This window comes from Kribbella pratensis (genome assembly GCF_004366075.1).
Lineage (GTDB): Bacteria > Actinomycetota > Actinomycetes > Propionibacteriales > Kribbellaceae > Kribbella > Kribbella pratensis.
In genome coordinates, this window is record NZ_SODU01000003.1 from 477,787 (window position 1) to 499,187 (window position 21,401).

The 21,401-nt window shown below is 67.9% G+C and carries 23 protein-coding genes; 11 read left to right on the forward strand and 12 right to left on the reverse strand.

Annotation, left to right across the window (positions count from 1 at the left end):
• Nucleotides 1-57: 57 nt before the first annotated feature.
• The 3 genes from EV137_RS26325 to EV137_RS26335 form a co-directional block, all read right to left on the reverse strand.
• The gene (locus tag EV137_RS26325; RefSeq protein WP_134131184.1) at nt 58-687 is read right to left on the reverse strand and encodes a DedA family protein; all 630 of its coding nucleotides are present in this window, start codon (nt 685-687) and stop codon (nt 58-60) included.
• A gap of 96 nt (nt 688-783) precedes the next feature.
• On the reverse strand, nt 784-1,965 hold the full coding sequence (locus EV137_RS26330; RefSeq protein ID WP_134006749.1) for a cytochrome P450 family protein: 1,182 nt from the start codon (nt 1,963-1,965) through the stop codon (nt 784-786).
• Between the two features lie 9 nt (nt 1,966-1,974).
• Nucleotides 1,975-4,665, reverse strand: coding sequence for a helix-turn-helix transcriptional regulator (locus tag EV137_RS26335; protein WP_134131185.1), 2,691 nt, complete (start codon nt 4,663-4,665; stop codon nt 1,975-1,977).
• Nucleotides 4,666-4,758: 93 nt separating this feature from the next.
• Between EV137_RS26335 and EV137_RS26340 the strand changes: the two genes are divergently transcribed.
• Genes EV137_RS26340 through EV137_RS26350 form a run of 3 tightly spaced genes read left to right on the forward strand, consistent with a single transcriptional unit; the run spans nt 4,759 to nt 6,598 of the window.
• The gene (locus EV137_RS26340; RefSeq protein WP_134131186.1) at nt 4,759-5,817 is read left to right on the forward strand and encodes a class I SAM-dependent methyltransferase; all 1,059 of its coding nucleotides are present in this window, start codon (nt 4,759-4,761) and stop codon (nt 5,815-5,817) included.
• A 33-nt stretch (nt 5,818-5,850) separates the two neighbouring features.
• On the forward strand, nt 5,851-6,168 hold the full coding sequence (locus EV137_RS26345) for an ArsR/SmtB family transcription factor (protein ID WP_134131187.1): 318 nt from the start codon (nt 5,851-5,853) through the stop codon (nt 6,166-6,168).
• A complete protein-coding gene (locus EV137_RS26350) occupies nt 6,158-6,598 on the forward strand; it encodes an SRPBCC family protein (RefSeq protein ID WP_134131188.1) in 441 nt (146 codons plus the stop codon). Before EV137_RS26345 ends, EV137_RS26350 begins: the two co-directional genes overlap by 11 nt.
• Nucleotides 6,599-6,764: 166 nt before the next feature.
• Here the strand turns inward: EV137_RS26350 and EV137_RS40740 are convergent, their stop codons facing one another.
• On the reverse strand, nt 6,765-6,941 hold the full coding sequence (locus EV137_RS40740; RefSeq protein ID WP_157996243.1) for a DUF5302 domain-containing protein: 177 nt from the start codon (nt 6,939-6,941) through the stop codon (nt 6,765-6,767).
• Between the two features lie 145 nt (nt 6,942-7,086).
• Between EV137_RS40740 and EV137_RS26355 the strand changes: the two genes are divergently transcribed.
• Entirely contained in the window at nt 7,087-7,737 is a 651-nt protein-coding gene (locus EV137_RS26355) for a LysE family translocator (RefSeq protein WP_202871158.1), read from the forward strand.
• A 51-nt stretch (nt 7,738-7,788) separates the two neighbouring features.
• On the forward strand, nt 7,789-8,676 hold the full coding sequence (locus EV137_RS26360) for an aminoglycoside phosphotransferase family protein (protein WP_134131935.1): 888 nt from the start codon (nt 7,789-7,791) through the stop codon (nt 8,674-8,676).
• Here EV137_RS26360 and EV137_RS26365 read toward each other — a convergent pair.
• The 4 genes from EV137_RS26365 to EV137_RS26380 all read right to left on the reverse strand — a co-directional run bounded on the left by EV137_RS26365 (nt 8,663) and on the right by EV137_RS26380 (nt 12,039).
• Complete coding sequence (locus EV137_RS26365) at nt 8,663-9,388, reverse strand: class I SAM-dependent methyltransferase (RefSeq protein ID WP_134131189.1); 726 nt, start codon at nt 9,386-9,388, stop codon at nt 8,663-8,665. The genes EV137_RS26360 and EV137_RS26365 overlap by 14 nt on opposite strands.
• 148 nt (nt 9,389-9,536) lie before the next feature.
• Nucleotides 9,537-10,322, reverse strand: coding sequence for an ABC transporter permease (locus EV137_RS26370; protein ID WP_238175563.1), 786 nt, complete (start codon nt 10,320-10,322; stop codon nt 9,537-9,539).
• Entirely contained in the window at nt 10,319-11,074 is a 756-nt protein-coding gene (locus EV137_RS26375) for an ABC-2 family transporter protein (protein ID WP_134131190.1), read from the reverse strand. The genes EV137_RS26370 and EV137_RS26375 overlap by 4 nt, the downstream gene beginning before the upstream one ends.
• Entirely contained in the window at nt 11,071-12,039 is a 969-nt protein-coding gene (locus EV137_RS26380) for an ABC transporter ATP-binding protein (RefSeq protein ID WP_166680021.1), read from the reverse strand. The genes EV137_RS26375 and EV137_RS26380 overlap by 4 nt, the downstream gene beginning before the upstream one ends.
• A 62-nt stretch (nt 12,040-12,101) precedes the next feature.
• On the opposite strand from EV137_RS26380, the gene EV137_RS26385 reads away from it, so the two are divergent.
• Complete coding sequence (locus EV137_RS26385) at nt 12,102-13,070, forward strand: helix-turn-helix transcriptional regulator (RefSeq protein ID WP_134131191.1); 969 nt, start codon at nt 12,102-12,104, stop codon at nt 13,068-13,070.
• Nucleotides 13,071-13,073: 3 nt separating this feature from the next.
• Here EV137_RS26385 and EV137_RS26390 read toward each other — a convergent pair whose 3' ends face one another.
• Both EV137_RS26390 and map read right to left on the reverse strand, forming a co-directional pair.
• Complete coding sequence (locus tag EV137_RS26390) at nt 13,074-13,433, reverse strand: VOC family protein (RefSeq protein WP_134131192.1); 360 nt, start codon at nt 13,431-13,433, stop codon at nt 13,074-13,076.
• Between the two features lie 11 nt (nt 13,434-13,444).
• A complete protein-coding gene (gene map, locus EV137_RS26395; RefSeq protein WP_134131193.1) occupies nt 13,445-14,227 on the reverse strand; it encodes a type I methionyl aminopeptidase in 783 nt (260 codons plus the stop codon).
• 65 nt (nt 14,228-14,292) lie between these two features.
• Here map and EV137_RS26400 point away from each other — a divergent pair, with 65 nt between their 5' ends.
• Nucleotides 14,293-14,559 carry a helix-turn-helix domain-containing protein gene (locus EV137_RS26400; protein WP_134006730.1) on the forward strand — a complete coding sequence of 89 codons (267 nt, stop codon included), beginning with the start codon at nt 14,293-14,295 and terminating at the stop codon, nt 14,557-14,559.
• Between the two features lie 168 nt (nt 14,560-14,727).
• Here EV137_RS26400 and ychF read toward each other — a convergent pair whose 3' ends face one another.
• Entirely contained in the window at nt 14,728-15,804 is a 1,077-nt protein-coding gene (gene ychF / locus EV137_RS26405) for a redox-regulated ATPase YchF (RefSeq protein ID WP_133783149.1), read from the reverse strand.
• Nucleotides 15,805-15,847: 43 nt separating this feature from the next.
• Complete coding sequence (locus tag EV137_RS26410; protein ID WP_134131194.1) at nt 15,848-16,369, reverse strand: GNAT family N-acetyltransferase; 522 nt, start codon at nt 16,367-16,369, stop codon at nt 15,848-15,850.
• Nucleotides 16,370-16,436: 67 nt separating this feature from the next.
• On the opposite strand from EV137_RS26410, the gene EV137_RS26415 reads away from it, so the two are divergent.
• From EV137_RS26415 to EV137_RS26430, 4 genes are all read left to right on the forward strand, one after another.
• Entirely contained in the window at nt 16,437-17,303 is an 867-nt protein-coding gene (locus EV137_RS26415; RefSeq protein ID WP_238175564.1) for a DUF817 domain-containing protein, read from the forward strand.
• 69 nt (nt 17,304-17,372) lie between these two features.
• On the forward strand, nt 17,373-18,137 hold the full coding sequence (locus EV137_RS26420; RefSeq protein ID WP_134006723.1) for a polysaccharide deacetylase family protein: 765 nt from the start codon (nt 17,373-17,375) through the stop codon (nt 18,135-18,137).
• Between the two features lie 30 nt (nt 18,138-18,167).
• Nucleotides 18,168-19,139: a methyltransferase gene (locus EV137_RS26425; protein ID WP_134006721.1), complete on the forward strand. Its 972-nt coding sequence runs from the start codon at nt 18,168-18,170 to the stop codon at nt 19,137-19,139.
• Between the two features lie 152 nt (nt 19,140-19,291).
• A complete protein-coding gene (locus EV137_RS26430) occupies nt 19,292-20,794 on the forward strand; it encodes a recombinase family protein (RefSeq protein ID WP_134131195.1) in 1,503 nt (500 codons plus the stop codon).
• Nucleotides 20,795-21,401: the final 607 nt, after the last annotated feature.

Consider the following 21,401-nt stretch of genomic DNA (forward strand, 5'->3'; position numbering starts at 1 on the left):
AAGCCTGCAAAGGTTGGCGCGAGACACGCGCTCGCGCGGAAACCGGGGCGGGGATCGTTAAGCGGCCGTGACCTTCGCCGCGCGGCGCTTCACGACGATCCGCCGGGACGTCTCGACGACGAGACCGATCACCGCGGCGAGGCTCAGGCTGAACGCGAGCCCCTTCAACTGGTCGTGCGCGAACGCGTCACCGCCGAGGTACCCGAGCAGGGCGACGTACGTGTAGGCGACCGTCACACCGGCGAAGGTGAAGACGATGAACTTCTTGAACGAGTACCGCGTGGCGCCCGCAGTCAGCGTCGCGACCATCCGGGCGCCCGGGATGTAGCGGACCGTCATCAGGATCAGCCCACCGCGGGAGTGCAGCGCGGCCGACACCTTCTCGTAGAGCCGCTGGCGGCGCTCCTGGCGCTTCATCCAGCGGTGCAGTGCCGGTCCGGAGCCGCGGCCCAGGAAATAGCAGACGGATTCGCCGATGACCGAGCCGGCCATCGCGACCGCGATGACGAGCAGCAGGTTCTGGTGACCAGCGGCCGCGGCCATGCCGGCGGTGATCACCATGCCCTCGCTGGGCACCACCGGGAACACCGCGTCGATCGCCGCGGCGGCGAACAGGATGAGCAGCAGCCAATGCGAGGCCATCGCAATGCCGAGCAGCTGTCGCGCAACCTCCATCAACTCCGTCACCCGGAAAGGATGTCATTGATTGTCAAGCGAGCCGCAATCCCACCGATGTGATTCGGGCCCGTTCACCCGATGTTCAGGCGATGCGACTGACCGGGGTCAGAGCAGCACGGGGAGTTCGCGGATCGCGTTCATCAGCAGGCTCGGATGCCGCGGCGGATCCTGCTCGGGTACGGCGAGCCGCAGCCGCGGGAACCGCTCGAACAGCAGACCGAGCGCGATCCGGCCCTCCAGCCGCGCGAGCGGGGCGCCGAGGCAGTGATGGATGCCATGCCCGAACGCGAGGTGCGCGGTATCGGTGCGGGTGATGTCCAGCTCGTCCGCGCGCTCGACCTTTCGTACGTCGCGGTTCGCCGGGAGCAACGCGAACACGATCACCTCACCGGCCTCGATCCGGCGCCCGGCGATGTCGATCGGCGCGCGGGCGACGTATGGGATCGCGGCCTGCAGCGGACCGTCGTACCGAAGGAGCTCTTCCACGGCCGTCGGCAGGCGCTCCGGCTCGCGCTTCAGCAGCTCGAGCTGGTCTGGGTGCCTGAGCAGAGCGTGTACTCCGTTGGTGATCAGGCTGACCGTGGTCTCGTGGCCAGCGGCTAGCAGCAGGAAGACCATCGAGGTGAGCTCGTCCTCGCTGAGCCGGTCGCTGCCGTCGCGCGTCGCGATCAGGGCGGACAGCAGGTCGTCGGTCGGCGCCTGCTGCTTCTGCACGATCAGCTCGTGGACGAAGGCGAGCATCGAGGTGATCGCCTCGATGTACTCCTCGGCGGTGTACACGGCGGCGTTCACGAACACCGACGACCAGCGGCGGAAGTCGTCCCGCCGTACGGCCGGGATCCCGATCAGCTCGCAGATCACCGTGATCGGGAGCGGGTAGCTGTACGCGTTCACGAGGTCGACAGGCTCGTCTGCGGCGGCCATCTCGTCGAGCAGGCCGGTAGCGATCTCCCGGATCCGCGGTTCGAGCGCCTCGATCCGGCGTCGGGTGAAGGCGGCCGCGACGAGTTTGCGCAGCCGCGTGTGGTCCGGCGGGTTCGCGCCCAGCATGTGCTGCTCGGTGCGTGCGATCAGGTCGTCCATGACGCTGTCGCGGTGCGGCCCGTCCAGCGGCGAGCGCACCACGTCGGGATGGGCAAGCAGCTCGCGCGTCTCGGCATACCCGGTGACTAGCTGGACGGGTACGCCGGTGAACAGCGTGAGGCGCTGCACGGGGCCGGTGGACGCGAGGTCCTCGAAGCCCCAGTGGCGGGCGATTCCGCTGACTTCCGTGAACGGCTGCCTCATGCAGCCAGCCTACGGTCCGAGGTGCTCGGACAGTTCGGTGCGCGAATGGATGCCGAGCTTCGCGTAGACCTTGCGGAGGTGGTATTCGACGGTCTTCGGGCTCAAGAACAGTCTGGCCGCGGCCTCACGGATGCTGTTCCCGTCCGCGAGCAGTACGGCGATCTGCCGCTCCTGTGGCGTCAGGTCGTCCGCAGTACTCGGCACACGACGCCGTGCGGTCTCACCGGTCGCCTTGAGCTCCGCTGCCGCCTGGTCTGCCCACCCGAGTGCGCCCAGCGCGTCGAAACCCTCCACAGCGAGCCGCAGCTGCGTACGCGCATCCACACGCCTCCGCCCCCGTCGCAACCAAGCGCCGTACGCCAGCCGAGTCCGGGCAAGCTCAAACGCGTCCAGCGTCTCCTCGTGCCAGCCAAGCGCCAGAGCGAAGTCCGACTCGCTCTCACCGGCGACACCCCGCGCGCGTGCTGCTCGCGCCAGTGACCACGGCTGGCCTTTCGCCTCTGCCAGTGCCGAGTGTTCGCTCACTACGCGCTTCGCGTCGCCCGACCGCCCCAAGCGCAGGTAGACCTCGACCAGCTCCGGTGCCGGCGAAAGGTCCGGATCCTTCAGCCCGTACTCAGCCAGTACGTCGACCAACCGCTCGTACTGCGGTAGCGCCGCCGCCGGATCGCCACGTCCCAACTCCAGGTCTCCCAGCGCGAACAGCGACCACACCGTGCCGAGGCGGATCTCATGCTCCGCACAGATCCGCAGAGACTCGACAGCAAGCTCCTGGCACTCCGGTCTGCCCTGGTGGGACATCAGCCACGCCAGTCCGGCCAGGTTCATCGCCAGTTCAGTCGTTTGACCGGTCTCCCGCGACAGGCGGATCCCCTCGTCGTACGACGTCTCCGCATCGGGCCACCGATCGGTTGTCGCGTCGTCGCGGGCCAGCACGAACAGGAGACCCGGCAGCGTCCCGAGAGCGACCTGCTCGCGTCTTTCGAGCATGGCCTGCTGCAGTAGGGCTCGGCCCGTACCTGTCTCCCTGAGGAACAACGCAGCCAGCACCATCCACACCTGACGACGGCGGTCCCGGTCCAGCTCGTCGGAGGGCGCCAGCGCGATCGCTGCACGGATCTGGTCCGTACCACCGCTCCCGGCGAGCACCTTGGCGACGCCGCTCGCCAGCATGCCGATGATGCGCGGGCCAGGCCGATCGACCGCCGGCAGCAGACTGTCGAGGTCGTACGCCACCTCCAGCGCGCCTGCGGCGTCGCACAGCCGGAAACAGGCCGCGACTGCATCCGCGAGCAGACCAGTGGCGACGACCGGGTCCGTGGACTCCGCCGCGGCCGCGACCAGGATGTCGCGGGCGCGGCGCGGCGACCCGCACTTCACCTCGATGTCGCCACGAATCTCCTGCGCGCGGATCCGCACCGGCAATGGCGGCTGCAAGATCAGCGCATCATCCAGCAATGCCTCTGCTCGCTCCGCCAATCCCGCCGACCAGGCCGCTTCACCCGCCGCGACCAGTCTGACCGCACGGTCCGGCAGTCTCTGGCTCAACCGCCCAGCACGCTCGTACGCCGTTGCTGCGACGGCATGTGCTCCACGAGCAGCCGCATGCTCCGCTGCAAGCACCAGTCCGGCTGCCACCTCGTCGTCAGCGCCGAGGACTGCCTCTGACAAGTGCCACGCCCGCCGGTCCTGGTCCGGTGTGGCCAGAGCCACCGCGCGATGCGCCGTACGACGTGCTGCCGGGTCAGCACTCGTGTAGATCGCTGAGCGGACCAGCGGATGCCGCCACTGGACCTCACCGTCGCGAATGGCGATCAGACCGGCTGCCTCGCCCTCCTCCAGCGCGGCGACGTCCACGCCGAGCTCAGCGCACACTCGGGACACCGCTCCAAGGTCAGCGTCCAATGCCGCTACAAGCAGTGCGGTGCGTGCGTCCGGGCTCAGCCGGTTTGCCCTGCTGGCAAAGGCTTCTGCGAGCATCGCGGGGACTGGGAACGGTACGCCTGGTGGCATCCGGTGCAAGCGGGCCGGATCATCAGCGAGCTCCAGCAGAGCCAGCGGGTTACCTGCCACGGTCTGGTGCAGCTGCTCGACCAGGTCGCTCGGGAGATGCTGCACGACCTGCCTTGCGGCCTCGAGCCCGATGCCCTCCAGTTGCAGCCGGGGCAGGTCGGCCTCGAACGGGTGCGGCTCGTCGGCTCGCGCCGCGATCAGCATGACGATCGGGTCGGCCACCAGGCGCCGGGCCGCGAACAACAGCGCCTCTGCGGATGGTCGGTCCAGCAGGTGCGCATCGTCGATGATCAGTGCGAGCGGCGTGTTCTCGGCGTACCGGCAGATCAGGCTGAGTGTTGCGGCGCCGACGGCGAACCGGTCCGCCGGGCTGGCTGCGTCGGGTCCCGATCCGAGCGCCAAAGCCGATGCGAGCGCTGTCCGTTGCGGTCCGGGGATACGGTCGAGGCCGGCGAGGACAGGGCGTAGGAGTTGGAGCAGGGCCGCGAACGGCAACTCACGTTCGGCCTCGGTACCGCGTGCTCTCAGGACCTGCAGTCCGCCGGCCAGGGCAGCGGCCTCGTCCAGCAGCGTCGTCTTGCCGATGCCAGGCTCGCCGGTGATGAGCAGCACGCCTGCGGCTCCGACCCGCGCCCCCGCGATCAGTTGCTCGATCACCTGGCGCTCTGCCTCCCGCCCGATGAGCATGTCTCGCAGTGTGCACCAGGAACCCCACCTGATGCGATGGTCCGGCGCTGCTGCCTAAGTTCGCCGTACCACATCGCAAGGGGGAGAAAGCGAATGACTGTTGCAATCGACAGCGACAAACTGATGGGCTTCGTCTTCAAGGCGGTCGACGAGGTGGGGGCGACGCTGAACGCGGCACTGGTCGTGATGGGCGACCGGCTCGGCTTCTACCAGGCGCTTGCCGACCACGGCCCGAGCACGCCGGCCGAGCTCGCCGAGCGGACCAGCACCGATCAGCACTACACGCGCGAGTGGCTCAACGCGCAGGCCGCGGGAGGATTCGTCGAGTACGACGCGAGTACCGGCCGCTACACGTTGCCGCCCGAGCAGACCGTGGCGATGACCGACCCGAACAGCCCGGCGTACCTGCCCGGCTTCTTCCAGATCGCCCTCGGCACGGTGCAGCACACCACCGAGACGATCGAGGCCGCGCGGAGCGGTGCCGGGGTCGGGTGGCACGAGCACACGTCCGACGTGCATGTCGGCTGCGAGCGGTTCTTCCGGCCGTCGTACAACGCGAACCTGCTGTCCAGCTGGCTGCCCGCACTGGACGGCGTGGTGGCCAAACTGGAGCGTGGCGCGAAGGTGGCCGACATCGGCTGCGGGCACGGCGCGTCCACGATCCTGATGGCCGAGGCGTTCCCGAAGTCCCGGTTCACCGGCTCGGACTACCACCAGGCATCGATCGAGACCGCCCGGCAGCGGGCCGCGGGCCTCGGCGAGCGGGTGACCTTCGAGGTTGCGGCGGCCGACCAGTTCAGCGGGTCCGGGTACGACCTGGTGACGACTTTCGACGCCCTGCACGACATGGGTGATCCGGTCGGCGCGGCCCGGCACGTACGCGAGGCGCTCGCTCCGGACGGCACCTGGCTGCTGGTCGAGCCGATGGCCGGCGACCACGTCGAGGACAATCTCAACCCGGTCGGCCGCGCGTACTACGGCTTCTCAACACTGCTGTGCACGCCGGCCTCGCTGTCCCAGCCGGTCGGTCTCGCTCTTGGTACCCAGGCCGGCCCGGCGCGGATCCAGGACGTCACCACGGCGGCCGGGTTCAGCAGGTTCCGCACGGTCGCCCAGACGCCGTTCAACCTGGTGTTCGAGGTCCGTCCTTGACACAACAGTTCACCAACTGGTGAAGTGTTCCGTGTGCTGACGAGGACCTTCGGAGCGCTCGCGGACCCGACTCGGCTGGCTGTTGTGGGCCGGCTGAGTCGGGGCGACGCGACGATGGGCGAGCTGGCCGAGCCGCACCGGATCACGCGACCGGCGATGACCAAGCACGTCACGGTGCTGGTCGACGCCGGTCTCGTGAGCCGGCGTCGGGTCGGCCGCACCGTCGTGTGCTCGCTCCGGCCGGAGGCGTTCTCCGAGGTGGAGCAGTGGCTCGGCGACCTCACGACGTACTGGAACAGCACCGTGGACCGGTTGGAAGAACTCCTGCGAGGGGACGGCGATGGACACTGAGATCCGGCTCGAAAGGGTGCTCCCGGCAACGATCGGTCGCGTGTACGACGCCTGGACGCGCGCCGATCTCCTGGCTCAGTGGTACTGCCCGAACCCCGAACTCGAACTGAAGGTGCAGGCCGACGTGCGCACCGGTGGTTCCTATGTCGTGGAGATGGGGCCGCATGTGGTGCGCGGCACGTACCTGGAGGTCGACCCGCCGCACCGCCTGGTGTTCAGCTGGAAGTGGGACGGCACCGAGGACGAACCGACGCGAGTAGAGGTCGAGCTGACCGAGACGCTCGACGGCACCCGGATGCTGCTCAGCCACACCGGCTTCGCGAACGCCGAGGACGCCGCGAACCACCGGATGGGCTGGGATCCGGAGGTGCTCCGGCTGGTCGAGCTGCTCAACGCACGCCGGCCCGACCCCGCAGCCGACCGAGGATAACGGCGGTCGTCGGACCGCCAGGCCATCACAATTGCTTTCGCGCGGACGTCCTCCGCGGCAATCGCCCTGGAGAGGGCGATTGTGATGGCCTGGGGATCCGAGGAAAAGGTCGAGCCCCGGGCGGCAACCCGGGGCTCATGCGGATGGATGGACAGTTTGGCGGAACTCAGCTGCCGGACTTGCGCCGGAACTGGCGCTTCTGCTTGTCGTTGTGCGCGTCGCCGACGCCCTGCCCCCGCACTCCGGATCCCGGATGCGAGTGCTTCCCGGCGTTCTTCTTCTCGAGCGCTTCCCGAAACTTCTTCTGCAGATCGTCCGCCGGCTCGCTGGACTTGTCGCTCATACCGTCTCCTTCAAACCATAGGCGTACGCACCCACGCTAACCGAGGGTGAGTGTTACCGGCGAATGGATTCCAGCTCGCGGGAATCCCCCGCGGCGGATCGGGCAGCGCTGTTAGGTTCGGAGTACGTCGAGGGAGGGACACGGAATGCTGGTCAGCAACGAGGCACTACTCGGGATCGCTCTGGTCGAGCTGGGTCTGGTGATCGTGCCGGGACCGAACATGATCTACCTGATCTCCCGCTCGATCGCCCAGGGCCGCCGTGCGGGCCTGATCTCGCTGGCCGGCGTCGGGCTCGGCTTCCTCACCTACTTGCTCGCGGCAAGCGCTGGCCTCGCGACCCTGTTCGCGCTGGTCCCCCAGATCTATGTCGCGCTGAAGCTGGCCGGCGCGGCGTACCTGCTCTGGCTCGCCTGGAACGCGTTCCGCCCCGGTGGTACGTCGGTCTTCGCCACCCAGGAGCTCGAGCCGGACCGCCCGCGCAAACTGTTCGGCATGGGCCTGCTCACGTGCCTGCTGAACCCGAAGATCGCGATCCTCTACATCTCACTGCTCCCCCAGTTCCTGGACCCGTCCCGCGGTCACCTCGGCCTGCAGAGCCTGATCCTCGGCCTGGGCCAACTCACGGTGGGCGTGGCCATGAACGCCGTCTTCGTGATCACCGCCGGCTCGGTCGCCGTGTTCCTCGCCCGCCGCCCGACCTGGATGCGCATCCACCGCTACCTCACCGGCACCGCCCTGGCGGTCTTCGCCATCCGCCTCGCCACCGACCGCGCCCGCCCACTCGCAACCCACTGAGAACTAAATCGTGTGCGGCGCTCTGGGGACTCCCGGATACTTCTGGGCGTGATGCATGAGGGGCAACTGGATGTGACGGTCGAGCTGGTCGAAGGGCTCGTCAAGGAACAGTTCCCGGAGTGGAGCGGGCTCGCGATCCGCGCCGTACCGTCGCATGGAACCGTCAACGCGTTGTTCCGGATCGGCGACGGACTGGTCGCCCGGTTCCCGATCTTGCCGGGTGATGTAGCGACAGTGCGGCAGGAGCTCGAGGACGAGGCGGAGGCCGCGCGACGGTTGCGCGCGATGTCGCCGTACCCGACTCCGGAGCCGATCGCGATCGGTGCGCCGGGCTCGGGTTATCCGCTGCCGTGGGCGGTGCAGACCTGGGTTGACGGCACGATCGCGTACGACGCGGACGTCGCCGGGTCGACCGCCTTCGCCGAGGATCTCGCGCGGTTCGTGCTGGCGCTGCGGGCGCAGCCGACCGAGGGGCGGGTGTTCACGGGCTCGTGGCGCGGCGGGGTGCTGACCTCGCAGGACGAGTACGTCGCGGAAGGGCTGGAGCGCAGCCGCGGGATGATCGACGTGGACGAGCTCGCCCGGCTGTGGGCCGACTTGCGAACGACGCCGCGTACCGAACCGGACGCCTGGACGCATCGCGATCTGATGCCGGGCAACCTGCTGGCGAAGGGCGGCCGCCTGGCCGGCATCATCGACGTCGGCACCTTCACGGTCTCGGACCCCGCAATGGATCTGCAGCCGGCGTGGAACCTCCTCGACCCCACCGCCCGCGAGGCGTTCCGCACAGCTCTCGGCAGCGATGACGCGGAGTGGCGCCGCGGCATGGGCTGGTCGTTCGCCCAGGCCATCGGCTGCCTCTGGTACTACGTCGAAACCAACCCGGTCATGTCCCGCACCGCGCACCACACCCTGACCGCACTGCTCACATCGCTCTAGCGACGAACACCCATTCCTTCCCGGGCCGATCCGGAGCCTCCCGTACGTCGTCGACCACGAACCCGGCCGCGACGAGCGACTCCTCGACCTCGTCCCGCTCGCGGAACCGCAGAGTGGACTGCGAGGTGAGTACGGCGCCGTCCGACGAGAACACGTACGTGCCCTGGAAGGAAACGAACGGCAACTCCACCGACAGCAGATCGCTCCAGGCCTCCACCGTCTCACCGCCCGCAACCTGCCGCACCTGATGGGTGCGCTCGCGGGTCCACTCCTCCCACTGGCGCCGCGCCGGATCCCGCGTCTCGAACACGAACCGGCCTTGTGGTTCCAATGCGGCATGCACCCCACGCACCGTCGCCGACCACTCCTCGTCCGTCAGGAACACCTGCGCCACGTTCCCCGTCATCAGCGCAAGGTCCACCTGCAAGGGCGGCAACGTCGTCGCATCCCCGTGGATCCACCGCACCCGCTCCGCAAATTCCTTGCCGCGAGCAACCTCCAACGAAGCCTCCGCCGGATCCACTCCGACGACGTCCACTCCACCCTTGGCGAGCAGACAGGCCAACTCGCCCGTCCCGCACCCCACATCCAGCACCTTCGTGGCGCCGAACTCCTCCACGATCGCCGCGTAGTGCTCCAGATCGCCCCGATCCGGATCCAGCGCGTCATAAACCGCCACCAACCGAGGCTCCCCGAACAAGGCATCAACCATGCCCGCGACCGTAACCCGCTGCCCTCGGTCCAGCCACTGTTTTTGGCGCTAGGAACAGGACGTACATGTCTACGTATAGCGGCCCGCACGCCTGCCCAGACGGTGGATCGCCCTCAAATCAGGCACACCTCCTGTCCTTAGCGCACACTCAGGAGGTCGCCCCGGTGTACCGCCGCAACCCGGCCCGCCAAGCTAGCGCTGCTAGCGCAGCCGCGCCGGCTGCTGCCGCAACTCCGGCGAGCAGTACGCCGAATTGAGGGCCGCGGAGCAGTGCGGTTGACGGGACGCTTGCAATGAGCGCCATCGGGAAGACGTACGTGAGGAGGATGCGGAGCGGGCGGGCGAAGACATCCGTCGGGTACCGGCCGAGTTGCCAGGCTGAGTGGTAGAAGACGTCCAACTGCAGCTTCGGCGCCCAGAACGCCAAGCACGCCAGCAGCACGCTCAACGCCCACGTCACCACCGTCCCCGCCACAACCAGCACCAACCAACTCATCACCCCAGCGGCACCAGGCGACCGATCAGCGACCCCGATCCCCCAGGCCAGCACGCCGACTCCGAGGACAACCTGGATCAGCTGCAGCGGCGACGACAACGACAAGCTGGACAGGAACAAACTCGGAGCCGGCTGCAACAGGTAGCCGTCCAGCTTCCCCTCGCGGATGCCGGTCTCGGGGAACCACGACAGGTTCGGATCGATGAACGTCGTGCGCAGCCCGGTGATCAGCTGATACGTGCCGATCAGGACCAGGAACTCCGCCTTCGACCAGCCCGCCAACGTATCGGCGCGGGTGAACACGATCAGCACGGCCGCGATCGCCGTACCCAGACCTGTGAACGCGAGCAGCACGTCGAAGACGAGGTTGACGCGGAAGGCCACGCTCCGGCGCAGGGACATCGAGAAGCCGGCCGCCAGCAAACGAAGGAGTTTCACGAGCCCACCGCCGTGTACCGACGGACGCCGGCTCGCCACAGGACCATGACCACGCCGACCAGCACGACAACCCACACCAACTGATAGCCGAGCGACCCATCGCCACGCGTGCCGGCGGCGATCTCGGCCGGCAGGCCGCTCATCCCGTAGAACGGCAACACCTCCGCGACCCGGCGCAACCCGTCGGGCAGCAACCCGATCGGCGCCGCCGTACCGCCGAACAGGAACACCAACTGGCTACCGAACCCCACCACCGCATGCACCCGATCCGTCCAGAACGCCGTCAACGACAACAGAAATGTCCACAGGAAAACGAGCACGGCGGCGAGCACGAGGTACGGCGTACTCCGCGCCACCGCCCACCAGTCGAACCCGACCTGCAACGCGATCCCGGTGAGCAGCACGATCGGTGCCCCGAGCAACGTCAACCAGGCGCGGATCGCGAGATTCATACCGATCACGCCGACCGCCACCGGCTGTGGGCGGAGCAACTCGTGGCTGAGCGTCCCGTTGTAGATCCGTTCGGAAAACGTGTGCTGCTCGAACGACTCGGTCATCAGCGTCACCAGGATGACCGCGACGTAGTACCGCGCGATCGCCGGATCGTCCGGATAGACCGCGGACCACACGAACAACCCGATCAGCGGCGCGACCACGGCCTGCACCACGAGCGTCATCAGGAACCACCACGCGCCCGACCACTCCAGCACCTCCTGACGGAGCCGGAATCCGAGCAGTACGGCGGTTCTCATCGCAGCCCCTCGCGGTACGCCTGGTCGATCACCTTCTCCAACGGCGGCTCCTCCACCGCAAGGTCCACAACCTCCAACGCCTGCAGCAAACGGCCCGTCGTACCAGCGACCTCGTCCCGCGGCACCCGCAGCACCCATTGCCCGTCCGCCTTGTCGACCACCTCACCGAACGGCGAAGGGTCGCCTTGCGTGGAGATCCGGATCAGTTTGTACGGCGACAACCGCGCGGACAGCTCCGCGAGTGGACCGTCGTACTGGACCTTGCCCTTGTCGATCAGGATCAGGCGCGGGCAGAGGGACTCGACGTCGGCCATGTAGTGGCTGGTCAGGAGTACGGTCGCGCCGGTCTGCTCGACGTACTCCCGCACGAACTCGCGGATCTGGCCCGCGGCGGTGACGTCGAGACCGATCGTCGGCTCGTCGAGGAACAGCACCTCGGGGCGGTAGATCAGCGCCATCGCGAGCCCGACCCGCATCCGCTCGCCGAGGCTGAGAGCGCGGAGTTGGCGCTCGAGCAGCGGGTCGAGCTCGAGGAGCGCCTCGAGGTCGGCCAGGGTACGGCGGAACGTGGGGCGTGGGACGTCGTACAGCAGGCGCTGGTACTCGAGGGAGTCCATCACGGTCAGCTCCTGCGAACCGCCGACCGGTTGGCTGCCCCGCACGAACGCGATCCGTTTGAGGAAGGCGGAGCGGCGTTGCCACGGGACCGTGTCGAGGACCTGGACCGCGCCGCTGGTCGGGTGGAGGATCCCGGAGAGGATCTTCATCGTCGTGGTCTTGCCGGCGCCGTTCGGGCCGATGAACCCCGCGACCTCGCCCGGGGCGATCGTGAACGACACCTCGTCGAGGGCCTGGACGGTCTTGTACTCGCGGCGTACCAGCGAACCGAACGCCGCCCGCAACCCGCTCTTGCGAACCGGAGCCTTGTAGGACATCGAGAGGTTTTCCACCTCAACTGCACTCATGGTGGCGACCATGGCAGGAAAAGACGCCAGCTTCTGGCTTGTTTTCTTGAGATAGTCGGAGGATGCGCGCCGAACGGCTTCTCCGACTGCTGCTGCACCTGCAGACCCGCGGTCAGTCGACGGTCGCGCAACTGTCCGCCGCGCTGGACGTGTCGCCGCGCACGATCCAGCGCGACCTGGATGCGCTCAGCCTTGCCGGCGTCCCGGTGTACTCGATCCGCGGGCGCGCCGGCGGGTGGACGCTGCTGCCGGACTACCGCAGCCGGCTGACCGGGCTGACGCCGTCGGAGGTCATGTCGGTGTTCGTCGGCGCGACCGCCCACGTACTCGCCGACCTCGGCCTCGACGCCTCCAGCGAACTCGCCGTCACCAAGCTGATCGCATCACTTCCCGAGGGCACTCGCCGCGAAGCCGAGTACGCCCGCCAACGCCTCCTGATCGACCACGCCGGCTGGGACGACCGCCGCGAAACCCCACGCTGGCTCGACCTCTGCCGCCAAGCCCTCTGGGAGGAACGCCGCCTGGAGATCACGTACGGCGAAACCGCCGCCGGAGATCGCACCGGGCCCGACGACGACGGTCGGCGGCGTGGGCCGTTCGCGATCTCGCCTCTCGGGCTGGTCGCCAAGGCGCGCACCTGGTACCTGGTCGCCGCGCGCACCGACGGCCGCCTCCGCACCTATCGCCTGTCCCGCCTGACCTCGGCCGAGCTCACCAACGACGTCTTCACCAGACCCGCCGACTTCGACCTGGCCGCGTACTGGGCCCAGTCCCAGCGCGAGTTCCAGGCCTCGCGCCCGTCGTACCCGATCGTTCTGAAGGTTCGCGACCACGCCGTCCGCCGCTTCCGCCCGACCGCCCCGATGCTCCCCGCGGACGACAACTGGTGGATCATCCACACCGACCTCGAGAACCGCTACGAAGCCCAAGCCGCCGTCCTAGCCCAAGCCGGCGCCGCCCAGGTCATCGCCCCACCCGAACTCATCACCCTCGTCCACGACGCCGCCCAGCAGATCGCGAACTCTCACTGACACTCAGCCCTGCGCGGTCGCGATCATGAAGTTGTACGCCGCCAACCGCACCACGAACGACCGCACACCCCAGGGCCGCTGCTCGATCGGCCCCGGCTCTTGATGTGCCGCGTGAATCTTCTCGATCGCGTCAGCGGGTACCTCGACATACAACTGGACGCCCGCTCCGCGATGGTCCCGCGCCGCCGCCGACAGGAACTGCTCCGAGTCCACGCCGAGCATCACCTGCCCGCCGTGCAGCTCGACGACCGCCATCGGGTCCCCGGAGTCCTTCGGTGTCGCGTAGACGAGCGTCCACCCGTTGGCGACGAACTCGTCTGCGGCCGTGTACGGGTCGGAGGTCGCAAGGATCGGCGTCAGCACGGCACCGGAGCTTACGCCTGGGTCTGCTTCGGGAGGGTGAGGATTTCGGGGCCGTTCTCGGTGATGGCGATGGTGTGTTCGGTGTGGGCGGTGCGGCAGCCGGTGATGCTGCGGAGGGTCCAGCCGTCGTCGTCGGTGACGAGTTCGGCGGTGTCCTGCATGACCCACGGTTCGAGGGCGAGCAGCAGGCCGGGGCGGAGCCTGTAGCCGCGGCCGGGGCGGCCCGTGTTCGAGACGTGCGGGTCCTGGTGCATCGTCGAACCGATGCCGTGACCGCCGAACTCGGTGTTGATCGGGTACCCGGCCGCGCCGAGCACGGTGCCGATCGCCCGCGAGATGTCACCGATCCGGGCCCCGGGAACGGCGGCTGCGATCCCTTCGGTCAGTGCGCGTTCGGTCGCGCTGATCATCGCGACGTCCTCGGGGGCCTTGGACTCGCCCACGATGAAGCTGATCGCCGCGTCCGCTGCGATCCCTCCCAGGGAGACGGCGAGATCAAGCGTCAGCAGGTCACCGTCGGCGAGCTGGTAGTCGGACGGCTTTCCGTGCAGTACGGCGTCGTTGACCGCCGTACAGATGTAGTGACCGAACGGCCCGCGCCCGAACGACGCCTCGTAGTCGACGTAACAGGACTGCGCACCGGCGTCGGCGATCAGTGCCTTCGTCCACTGGTCGATGTCCAGCAGATTCGTGCCGACCGCGGTCCGGCTCTTCAGCGTCTGCAGAATCCCACCGACCAGAGCGCCCGATTCCTTGGCTTGGGCCAGCTGGCGGGAGTCCAGGATCTCGATCATGCGCGGCCTCTCGTGTGCATCCAATAACTATACCGGCCATATTATCCCGGTACTATCATCGGATCATGGTCCGGCTCCCGCTCACCCCCGCGGAGGTCGAGCGCGGCGAGCGCCTCGGCACCTTACTTCGCCGCGCCCGCGGCGAGCGCTCCATGCTCCAGACCGCCCTCGACGCCGGCGTCTCCCCCGAAACCCTCCGCAAGATCGAGTCCGGCCGCGTAGCCACGCCCGCCTTCCCCACCATCGCGGCGATCGCCGACGTCCTCGGCCTCTCCCTCGACACCCTGTGGTCGGAGGTCAACCAAACCGAACCGAAACGCCTGGTGTCCTGACCACGGACGTGGCGCTGCGCTCTGACGAGACCTGACATACCTGGTCCCACCGCCGACACGCGGCTGGCCAACCCCAGCGGATGGCGTGAAGCGGGGCGGAGGTGACTTTGGGGAGGATGTTGTCCCGAGCCAGGTAGAAAATCCTCCCCAGCCCTCCAACCCCTCTTCTCAGACGTTGAAGCGGAATTCGACTACGTCGCCGTCTTGCATCACGTAGTCCTTGCCTTCCATGCGGACCTTGCCGGCGGAGCGGGCGGCGTTCATGGAGCCGGCTTCCATCAGGTCGTCGAAGGAGACGATCTCGGCCTTGATGAAGCCGCGCTGGAAGTCGGTGTGGATGACACCGGCGGCCTCGGGGGCGGTGGCGCCGCGCTTGATCGTCCAGGCGCGGGACTCCTTCGGGCCGGCCGTCAGGTACGTCTGCAGCCCCAGCGTGTCGAACCCGACGCGCGCCAGTACGTCGAGACCGGGCTGGTCGATGCCCATCTCGGCGAGCATCTCGCGGGCCTCGTCCTCGTCGCCGAGCTCGACCAGCTCCGCCTCGAACTTGGCGTCCAGGAAGATCGCCTCGGCCGGCGCGACCAGATCCCGCATCTTCTGCTTGAGGTCCTCGTCGGCGAGTTCGTCGGAATCGCAGTTGAAGACGTACAGGTACGGCTTCGCGGTCATCAGCATCAACTCGCGGATCGCGTCCCGATCCACGCCGGTGGCGATGATCGGCGTACCCGCCTCGAGGTGCTTCTGCGCCTCCCGCACCGCCTCCAGGACGACCGCCGACTCCTTCTTCAGCCGGGCTTCCTTCTCCAGCCGCGGGATCGCCTTCTCGACGGTCTGCAGGTCGGCGAGGATCAGCTCGGTCTGGATCGTGGAGATGTCGTCGGCCGGCGAGACCTTGCCGTCGACGTGCGTCACGTCGTCGTCGCGGAACACCCGGGTGACCTGGCAGATCGCGTCCGACTCGCGGATGTGGCTGAGGAACTTGTTGCCCAGACCCTCACCCTCCGACGCGCCGCGGACGATGCCGGCGATGTCGACGAACTGCACGGTGGCGGGAATCACCTTCTGCGAGCTGAACAGCTCGGCGAGCTTCCCCAGCCGCGGGTCCGGGACACCGACCACTCCGACGTTCGGCTCGATGGTCGCGAACGGGTAGTTCGCGGCGAGTACGTCGTTCTTGGTCAGCGCGTTGAACAGGGTGGACTTGCCCGCGTTCGGGAGCCCGACGATTCCGATGGTGAGTGCCACGGGCGTCAAGGTTACGCGGCCAACACCGAAGTACCCCAATCCGTCAGATGAGGAAGGCCTCGAGTTCGGCGTCGTACCAGCGGGTGGTGCGGCCGATCGGGCGCATGCCGAGGCGGTGGCAGACGGCCAGCGACGCGACGTTGCCCGGGCGGACGACCGCGTAGATCTGCCCGATCCCGGCCTTGAAGCCGTGCTCGATCGCACCCCGTGCCGACTCGGTCGCCAGGCCTCGTCCCCACGCGTCCGGGTGGAGATGCCAGCCGACCTCGACCTCGCCACGCCCCGCGGTACCGTCCGTCGGGTCGGGCAGCGGGGCCAGTAATATGGTGCCCGCGATCGTCCCGGTGGCGCGTTCCTCCACGGCCCAGACGCCGTACGGCGCCTCGCGGCTGCGCTCGTTCCACCGCATGATCGCCTTCGACGCGGCACCGCGATCGGGCATCACCCGAGGCTCCGCGCCCAGCCAGCGCGACACCTCCCAGCGCCGGTAGATGTCGAAGACACGGTCGCCGTCCGGGTCCACCCAGTCCCGCACCACGAGCCGGTCGGTCTCGAAAACCACCATGCTCCCCACCTCCCAAGGCTGTTCATATTTCCGCGAACCAGCCGTTCGCAAGCAACGTCTCCATCCTGTGACCACTTGGACGGATCGGATCGGGATTCCTTCACGCTTCGTGTTCGGATGCCTGCAGTTCCTGCGTTTCGGGTGGCTGGAGGTGGTGTCGTGCCTGTTTCCGGGATTCCTGTTCGCGGGCCTGGCGATCTCGAAGTACGTCGACCTGCCGATCGCCCGGTACGACGCCCTGCTCATCTACTGCCTCGGCCTGACACTGCTGTTCTGGGTGGTGCGGCTGGAGACCTGGCGTGAGGTCGCGGTGATCTTCGGGTTCCACCTGGTCGGGCTCGGGCTGGAACTGTTCAAGGTCCGGGTCGGTTCGTGGCAGTACCCGGGCGACGCGGTGACGAAGTTCGCCGGGGTGCCGCTGTTCGCCGGGTTCATGTACGCCGCGGTCGGCAGCTACCTGTGCCAGGCCTGGCGCCGGTTCGACCTCCGCGTCAGCAACTACCGGCCGATCCTGACCACGGTCTTCGCGGTGCTGATCTACGCGAACTTCTTCACCCACCAGTGGATCCCCGACCTGCGGATCCCGATCGCGCTCGGTCTGCTCGTCGTGTTGCGCCGTACCTGGGTCTTCTTCACGGTCGGCGTCCGGCGCTACCGGATGCCGCTGGCGTTGTCGTTCGCGTTGATCGGGTTCTTCCTGTGGATCGCGGAGAACTTCGGCACGTTCCTCGACGCGTGGAACTACCCGGACCAGGTGAGTGTGTGGCGGCTCGTGCATCCGGCGAAGTTCGGCGCGTGGTCGTTGCTGGTGAGCATGAGTTTCGTGCTGGTCGCGAGCGTGAAGTCGCTGGAGGGCCGGCTGTACCACCGCGGCGGAACCGCAACAGTCGAGATCTCACCGCAACACGGCAAGGCCAACCAAGCTGACAGGTAAGGCGTCTTCAGTGGTGTGAGGGCGCCTGAGGGGGCGCTGGGGAACCGCCTTAGTTGCAAGGGGAAAGTCATGTCCCGAAAGTTCGCCGCGTTCGTCGCGACCGGGGTGGCCCTGGCCGTCGTCGCCGGTTCGTTGCTGGTCCTGGCGCTCGGGCACGAACGGCAACCACGACCGGCCGCCGCCACCACGCAAACCACGACACCGAGCCCGACGCCCACCGAGACACCGACGCTGAACGCACCGCCGTCGACACCGCGCAAACCGGCCCCGAACCCGACCGCAGCACTTGCCTCCGGCAACAAAAAGGTCCTGTTCCTCAGCTTCGACGACGGGCCGGACCCGTACTGGACGCCGAAGGTCCTGCAGGTCCTGAAGAAGTACGGCGCGCACGCGACGTTCTTCGAGCTCGGATCGATGCAGACCGCGCACCCCGGGCTCCGCGAGCAGGTGCTTGCCGCCGGCCACACGATCGGCAGCCACTCGATCACGCACCCGCAGCTGACGGCGATCTCACCGGCGAAGCGGCACCACGAGATCTTCGACGGACCCGACTCGACCTGCTTCCGCCCGCCGTACGGCGCCTCGAACCCGAAGGTTCGCGCCGACATCAAGGCGGCCGGCATGGTCCAGGTGCTGTGGGACGTCGACCCGCGCGACTGGGCCCGCCCGGGAACGAACGCGATCGTGCACAACGTCCTCACCCACGCGCACAACCACAACATCATCCTGATGCACGACGGCGGCGGCAACCGGGCCCAGACCGTCGCCGCGCTCGACAAGATCCTCCCGCTCCTGAAGGCCCAGGGCTACACCTTCCCCGCGATGAACTGCTGACGCCGGGCGCTCCGGGACGCACACTGAGCCATGGATGCTTCCCGGGAATTGTTCCGTCTGATCGGCGGGTACCAGGTGTCGCAGGCGATCTCCGTCGCCGCTCGCCTGCGGATCAGCGACGTACTGGCCACCGGTCCGATGTCCTTGGACGAGCTCGCCGCGGCGAGCGGGACCGATACACGAGCGCTGGCCCGGCTGATGCGGGCACTCACAGCCTTGGGCCTCTACACAGCCGACGGCGGGACCTTCGCGAACACCGAGCTCGGCGCGGCCTTGCGGGCCGATGCGCCGCGCTCGGCCGCCGGCTGGGCGCGCTTCATCGGCACGGGGTCGTACTGGCAGACGTACGCCGCCCTGGAGCAGAGCATCCGCACCGGTGACACGGCGTTCTCGATCCTGCACGGCGAACCGGTGTGGGAGTACCGCGCCAGGCATCCCGATGAACAGGACGCGTTCGACGCGGCCATGACGTCGATGGCTGATGCGGTATCCAGCGCTGTGGTCGCGGCGTACGACTTCAGCCGCTACGGCACCGTGGTGGACGTCGGGGGCGGGCACGGACGGTTGCTGCTCGGGATCCTCGAGCGCTACCCGACGGTCAAGGGCGTGCTCTTCGACCAGACCGACGTGGTGGCGGGCGCTTCCGCCGATCGGTTTCAGGTGGTCGGAGGCGACTTCTTCGACAGCGTCCCGGGCGGTGACGCGCTGGTGCTGAAGTCGGTGATCCACGACTGGGCGGACGCCGAGTCGATCGCGATCCTCCGGAACTGCCGCCAGGCACTGCGCCCGGGCGGTCGCGTACTGCTCGTGGAGCAGTTGCTCGATCTGTCGCCCGATCCGGTGCGTACGGCGTTCTCCGACCTCAACATGCTGATCATGACCGGCGGACGGGAGCGTACGACGGACGAGTACCGCACGCTGCTCGCCGCCGCCGGCCTCGAGCTCGTGGACACCGTCGCCACCGCGAGTCCTACGTTCGTGATCGAGGCCGCCGCGCGCTGACGGCTGCGATCCGGAACCGAATCGGACTTCTTCCCGCACTTTCCCGGAACTCTCGCGCGATCTGCCGGAAACTGTCGGTGGGGTTCGGCACTATCTGTGACATGACCGGTACGACGGTGTTGCTAACTCGCTAATAGTGTTACCTTCCTGCCATGGAAGTCAACACCGAGCTCGCTCGCGAGTACCTGCGGGTCAGCAAGGACAAGAGCGGCCGGCGTCGCTCCGTCGACGAGCAGCACGACGACAACCAGACCGCCGCGGATGAGCGCGGCTGGACACTGGGCGACCCCTACGCCGACAACGACAAGTCGGCATCCAGGTACGCCCGGAAGATCCGCGAGGACTTCGGAAAACTCGTCGGCGACCTTGAAACCGGGAAGTTCGGCGCCCGGTATCTGATCCTGTGGGAAGGCTCGCGCGGCAGCCGCGAGATGGAGGAGTGGGTCCGGCTGATCAAGCTCTGCGAGCGGGCCGGCGTGCAGTTCTACATCACGTCAGAGGACCGGATCCTCGACCCGCGCAACGATCACGACTGGTCGGCGCTCATCAGCATGGGGCAGGCGTCCGAGGTCGAGTCACGCAAGACCAGCAAGCGCGCGCGCCGAACAACCGCGGCCAACGCCAGGGCCGGACGTCCTCACGGGATCTGCAATGACGGATACCTGCGTCAGTACGACCCACAAACCGGCGATCTGGTTGCTCAGGTCATCGATCCCGACCGCTCCATGATCTTCGTTGCGCTCTTCGACTTGCTGCTGCAGTTGGTCCCCCTGAAGGAGATCGCGCGGCGCTTCGAGGCGAAGGGCTGGCTCAACAAGTCAGGTCGGCCGTTCCAGCCTGAGCACCTGCGCGCGCTCGCGAAGACCCACGCGTACGCCGGGCTTCGCGTCCACACCCAAGGTCGGGAGGGTAGCCGGAGGGTCCTGAAGCCGGATCTCCTGGTGGAAGCGACCTGGCCCGGCATCGTCAGCAAGGAGCAGTTCTGGAAGGTGCAGGCGCTCCTCGACGCCCCGGAGCGGCGCACCACACGCGGCGGCAAGGCAACCCACCTCGTCTCGATGATCGGCAGGTGCGGCAAGTGCCCGGCCCCGATCGTTGCGGCGAAGGGCCGTAAACCGCAGAGCACGCCGAAGTACGCCTGCCGATACGGGCACGTCTCCGTTGACCGGGCGGAGATGGACACGTACGTCACCGAGCTCGTCTTCGCGTACCTCGGCAGGCCGGACAACTACACCGCTCTGCTACCACCGCAGCGCACGGAGGAACTGACGAAGGTGCGCGGCCGCATCGCCGAGGTCGAGCACGAATTACAGGATCTCGAGCGCTCGCTCAAGGCCCGCGAGATCTCACCGCGACTGGCCGGCGCAGCAGAGCAGGAGTGGCTGACCGAGCTGGAGCAGTTGCGCAAGTCCGAGCAGGGCCTCCGGATTCCCGTTGTACTACAGGAGTTCCTGCGCCCAGACGAGGACGTGCGCGCCCGCTGGGAAAACCCTGACACGACGATCGCCGCAAAGCGCGAGATTGTGCGCATGCTGTTCTCGCCGGATGTCCTCGGAACGCTCGTGCTTGGCCCTGCTGACTACCTCCGTCAGCCCGTACACGAGAGAGTGCAGTTCCAGAAGGCCGACGACTCGCAGGAGCGCGTGAGTCGCTGACTGGTCAACGTGTGCGGTAAGCTGCTTGAAGCAAGTATCAGGGACCCACCACTCCGCTCGCGGACCCGGAGGCCCTCTCTCGGCACTCCAACCGATGGACCCGCCGACAGGCCTGAAGACCCGCTGATGAGCCGGAGGCCCTCACCCCTCGGCACTCCACCCGCTGGAGCCGCCGTCCGGTCGATGAGCCGCTGACTCACGGCACTCCGCTCGGCCAATTCGCGTACGCATGCCTGTGCGACGCGCATTGAGGGCTGAGGAGTGCACCCCCGATGGCCGGACGCCCATCTCCCGAAGTTGCATCCATCCGTGGCCGTGTCGCCGGCCTGTCCCGCGACAGGTCCTCTGATGATCCCGAGTACGCCGCTGCGCGTCGACACCTCCGCGCAGCAAAGGCCGCGGAGTACATCCAGAAGCTGGTTGACTCCGCACCGCCACTCACGCCCGGCCAGCGCGATCGGCTAGCTCAACTCCTGCGACCCAGCGCCGGATCGTACGGCGGTGCGAACGATGCCGCCTGAGACAAGAGAACGCCCCGGTCGCGAAACCGGGGCGCCTGCGATCCGCCGCGAAGAAGATCGTTACGGCCAAGGTACCCGACCGCGCC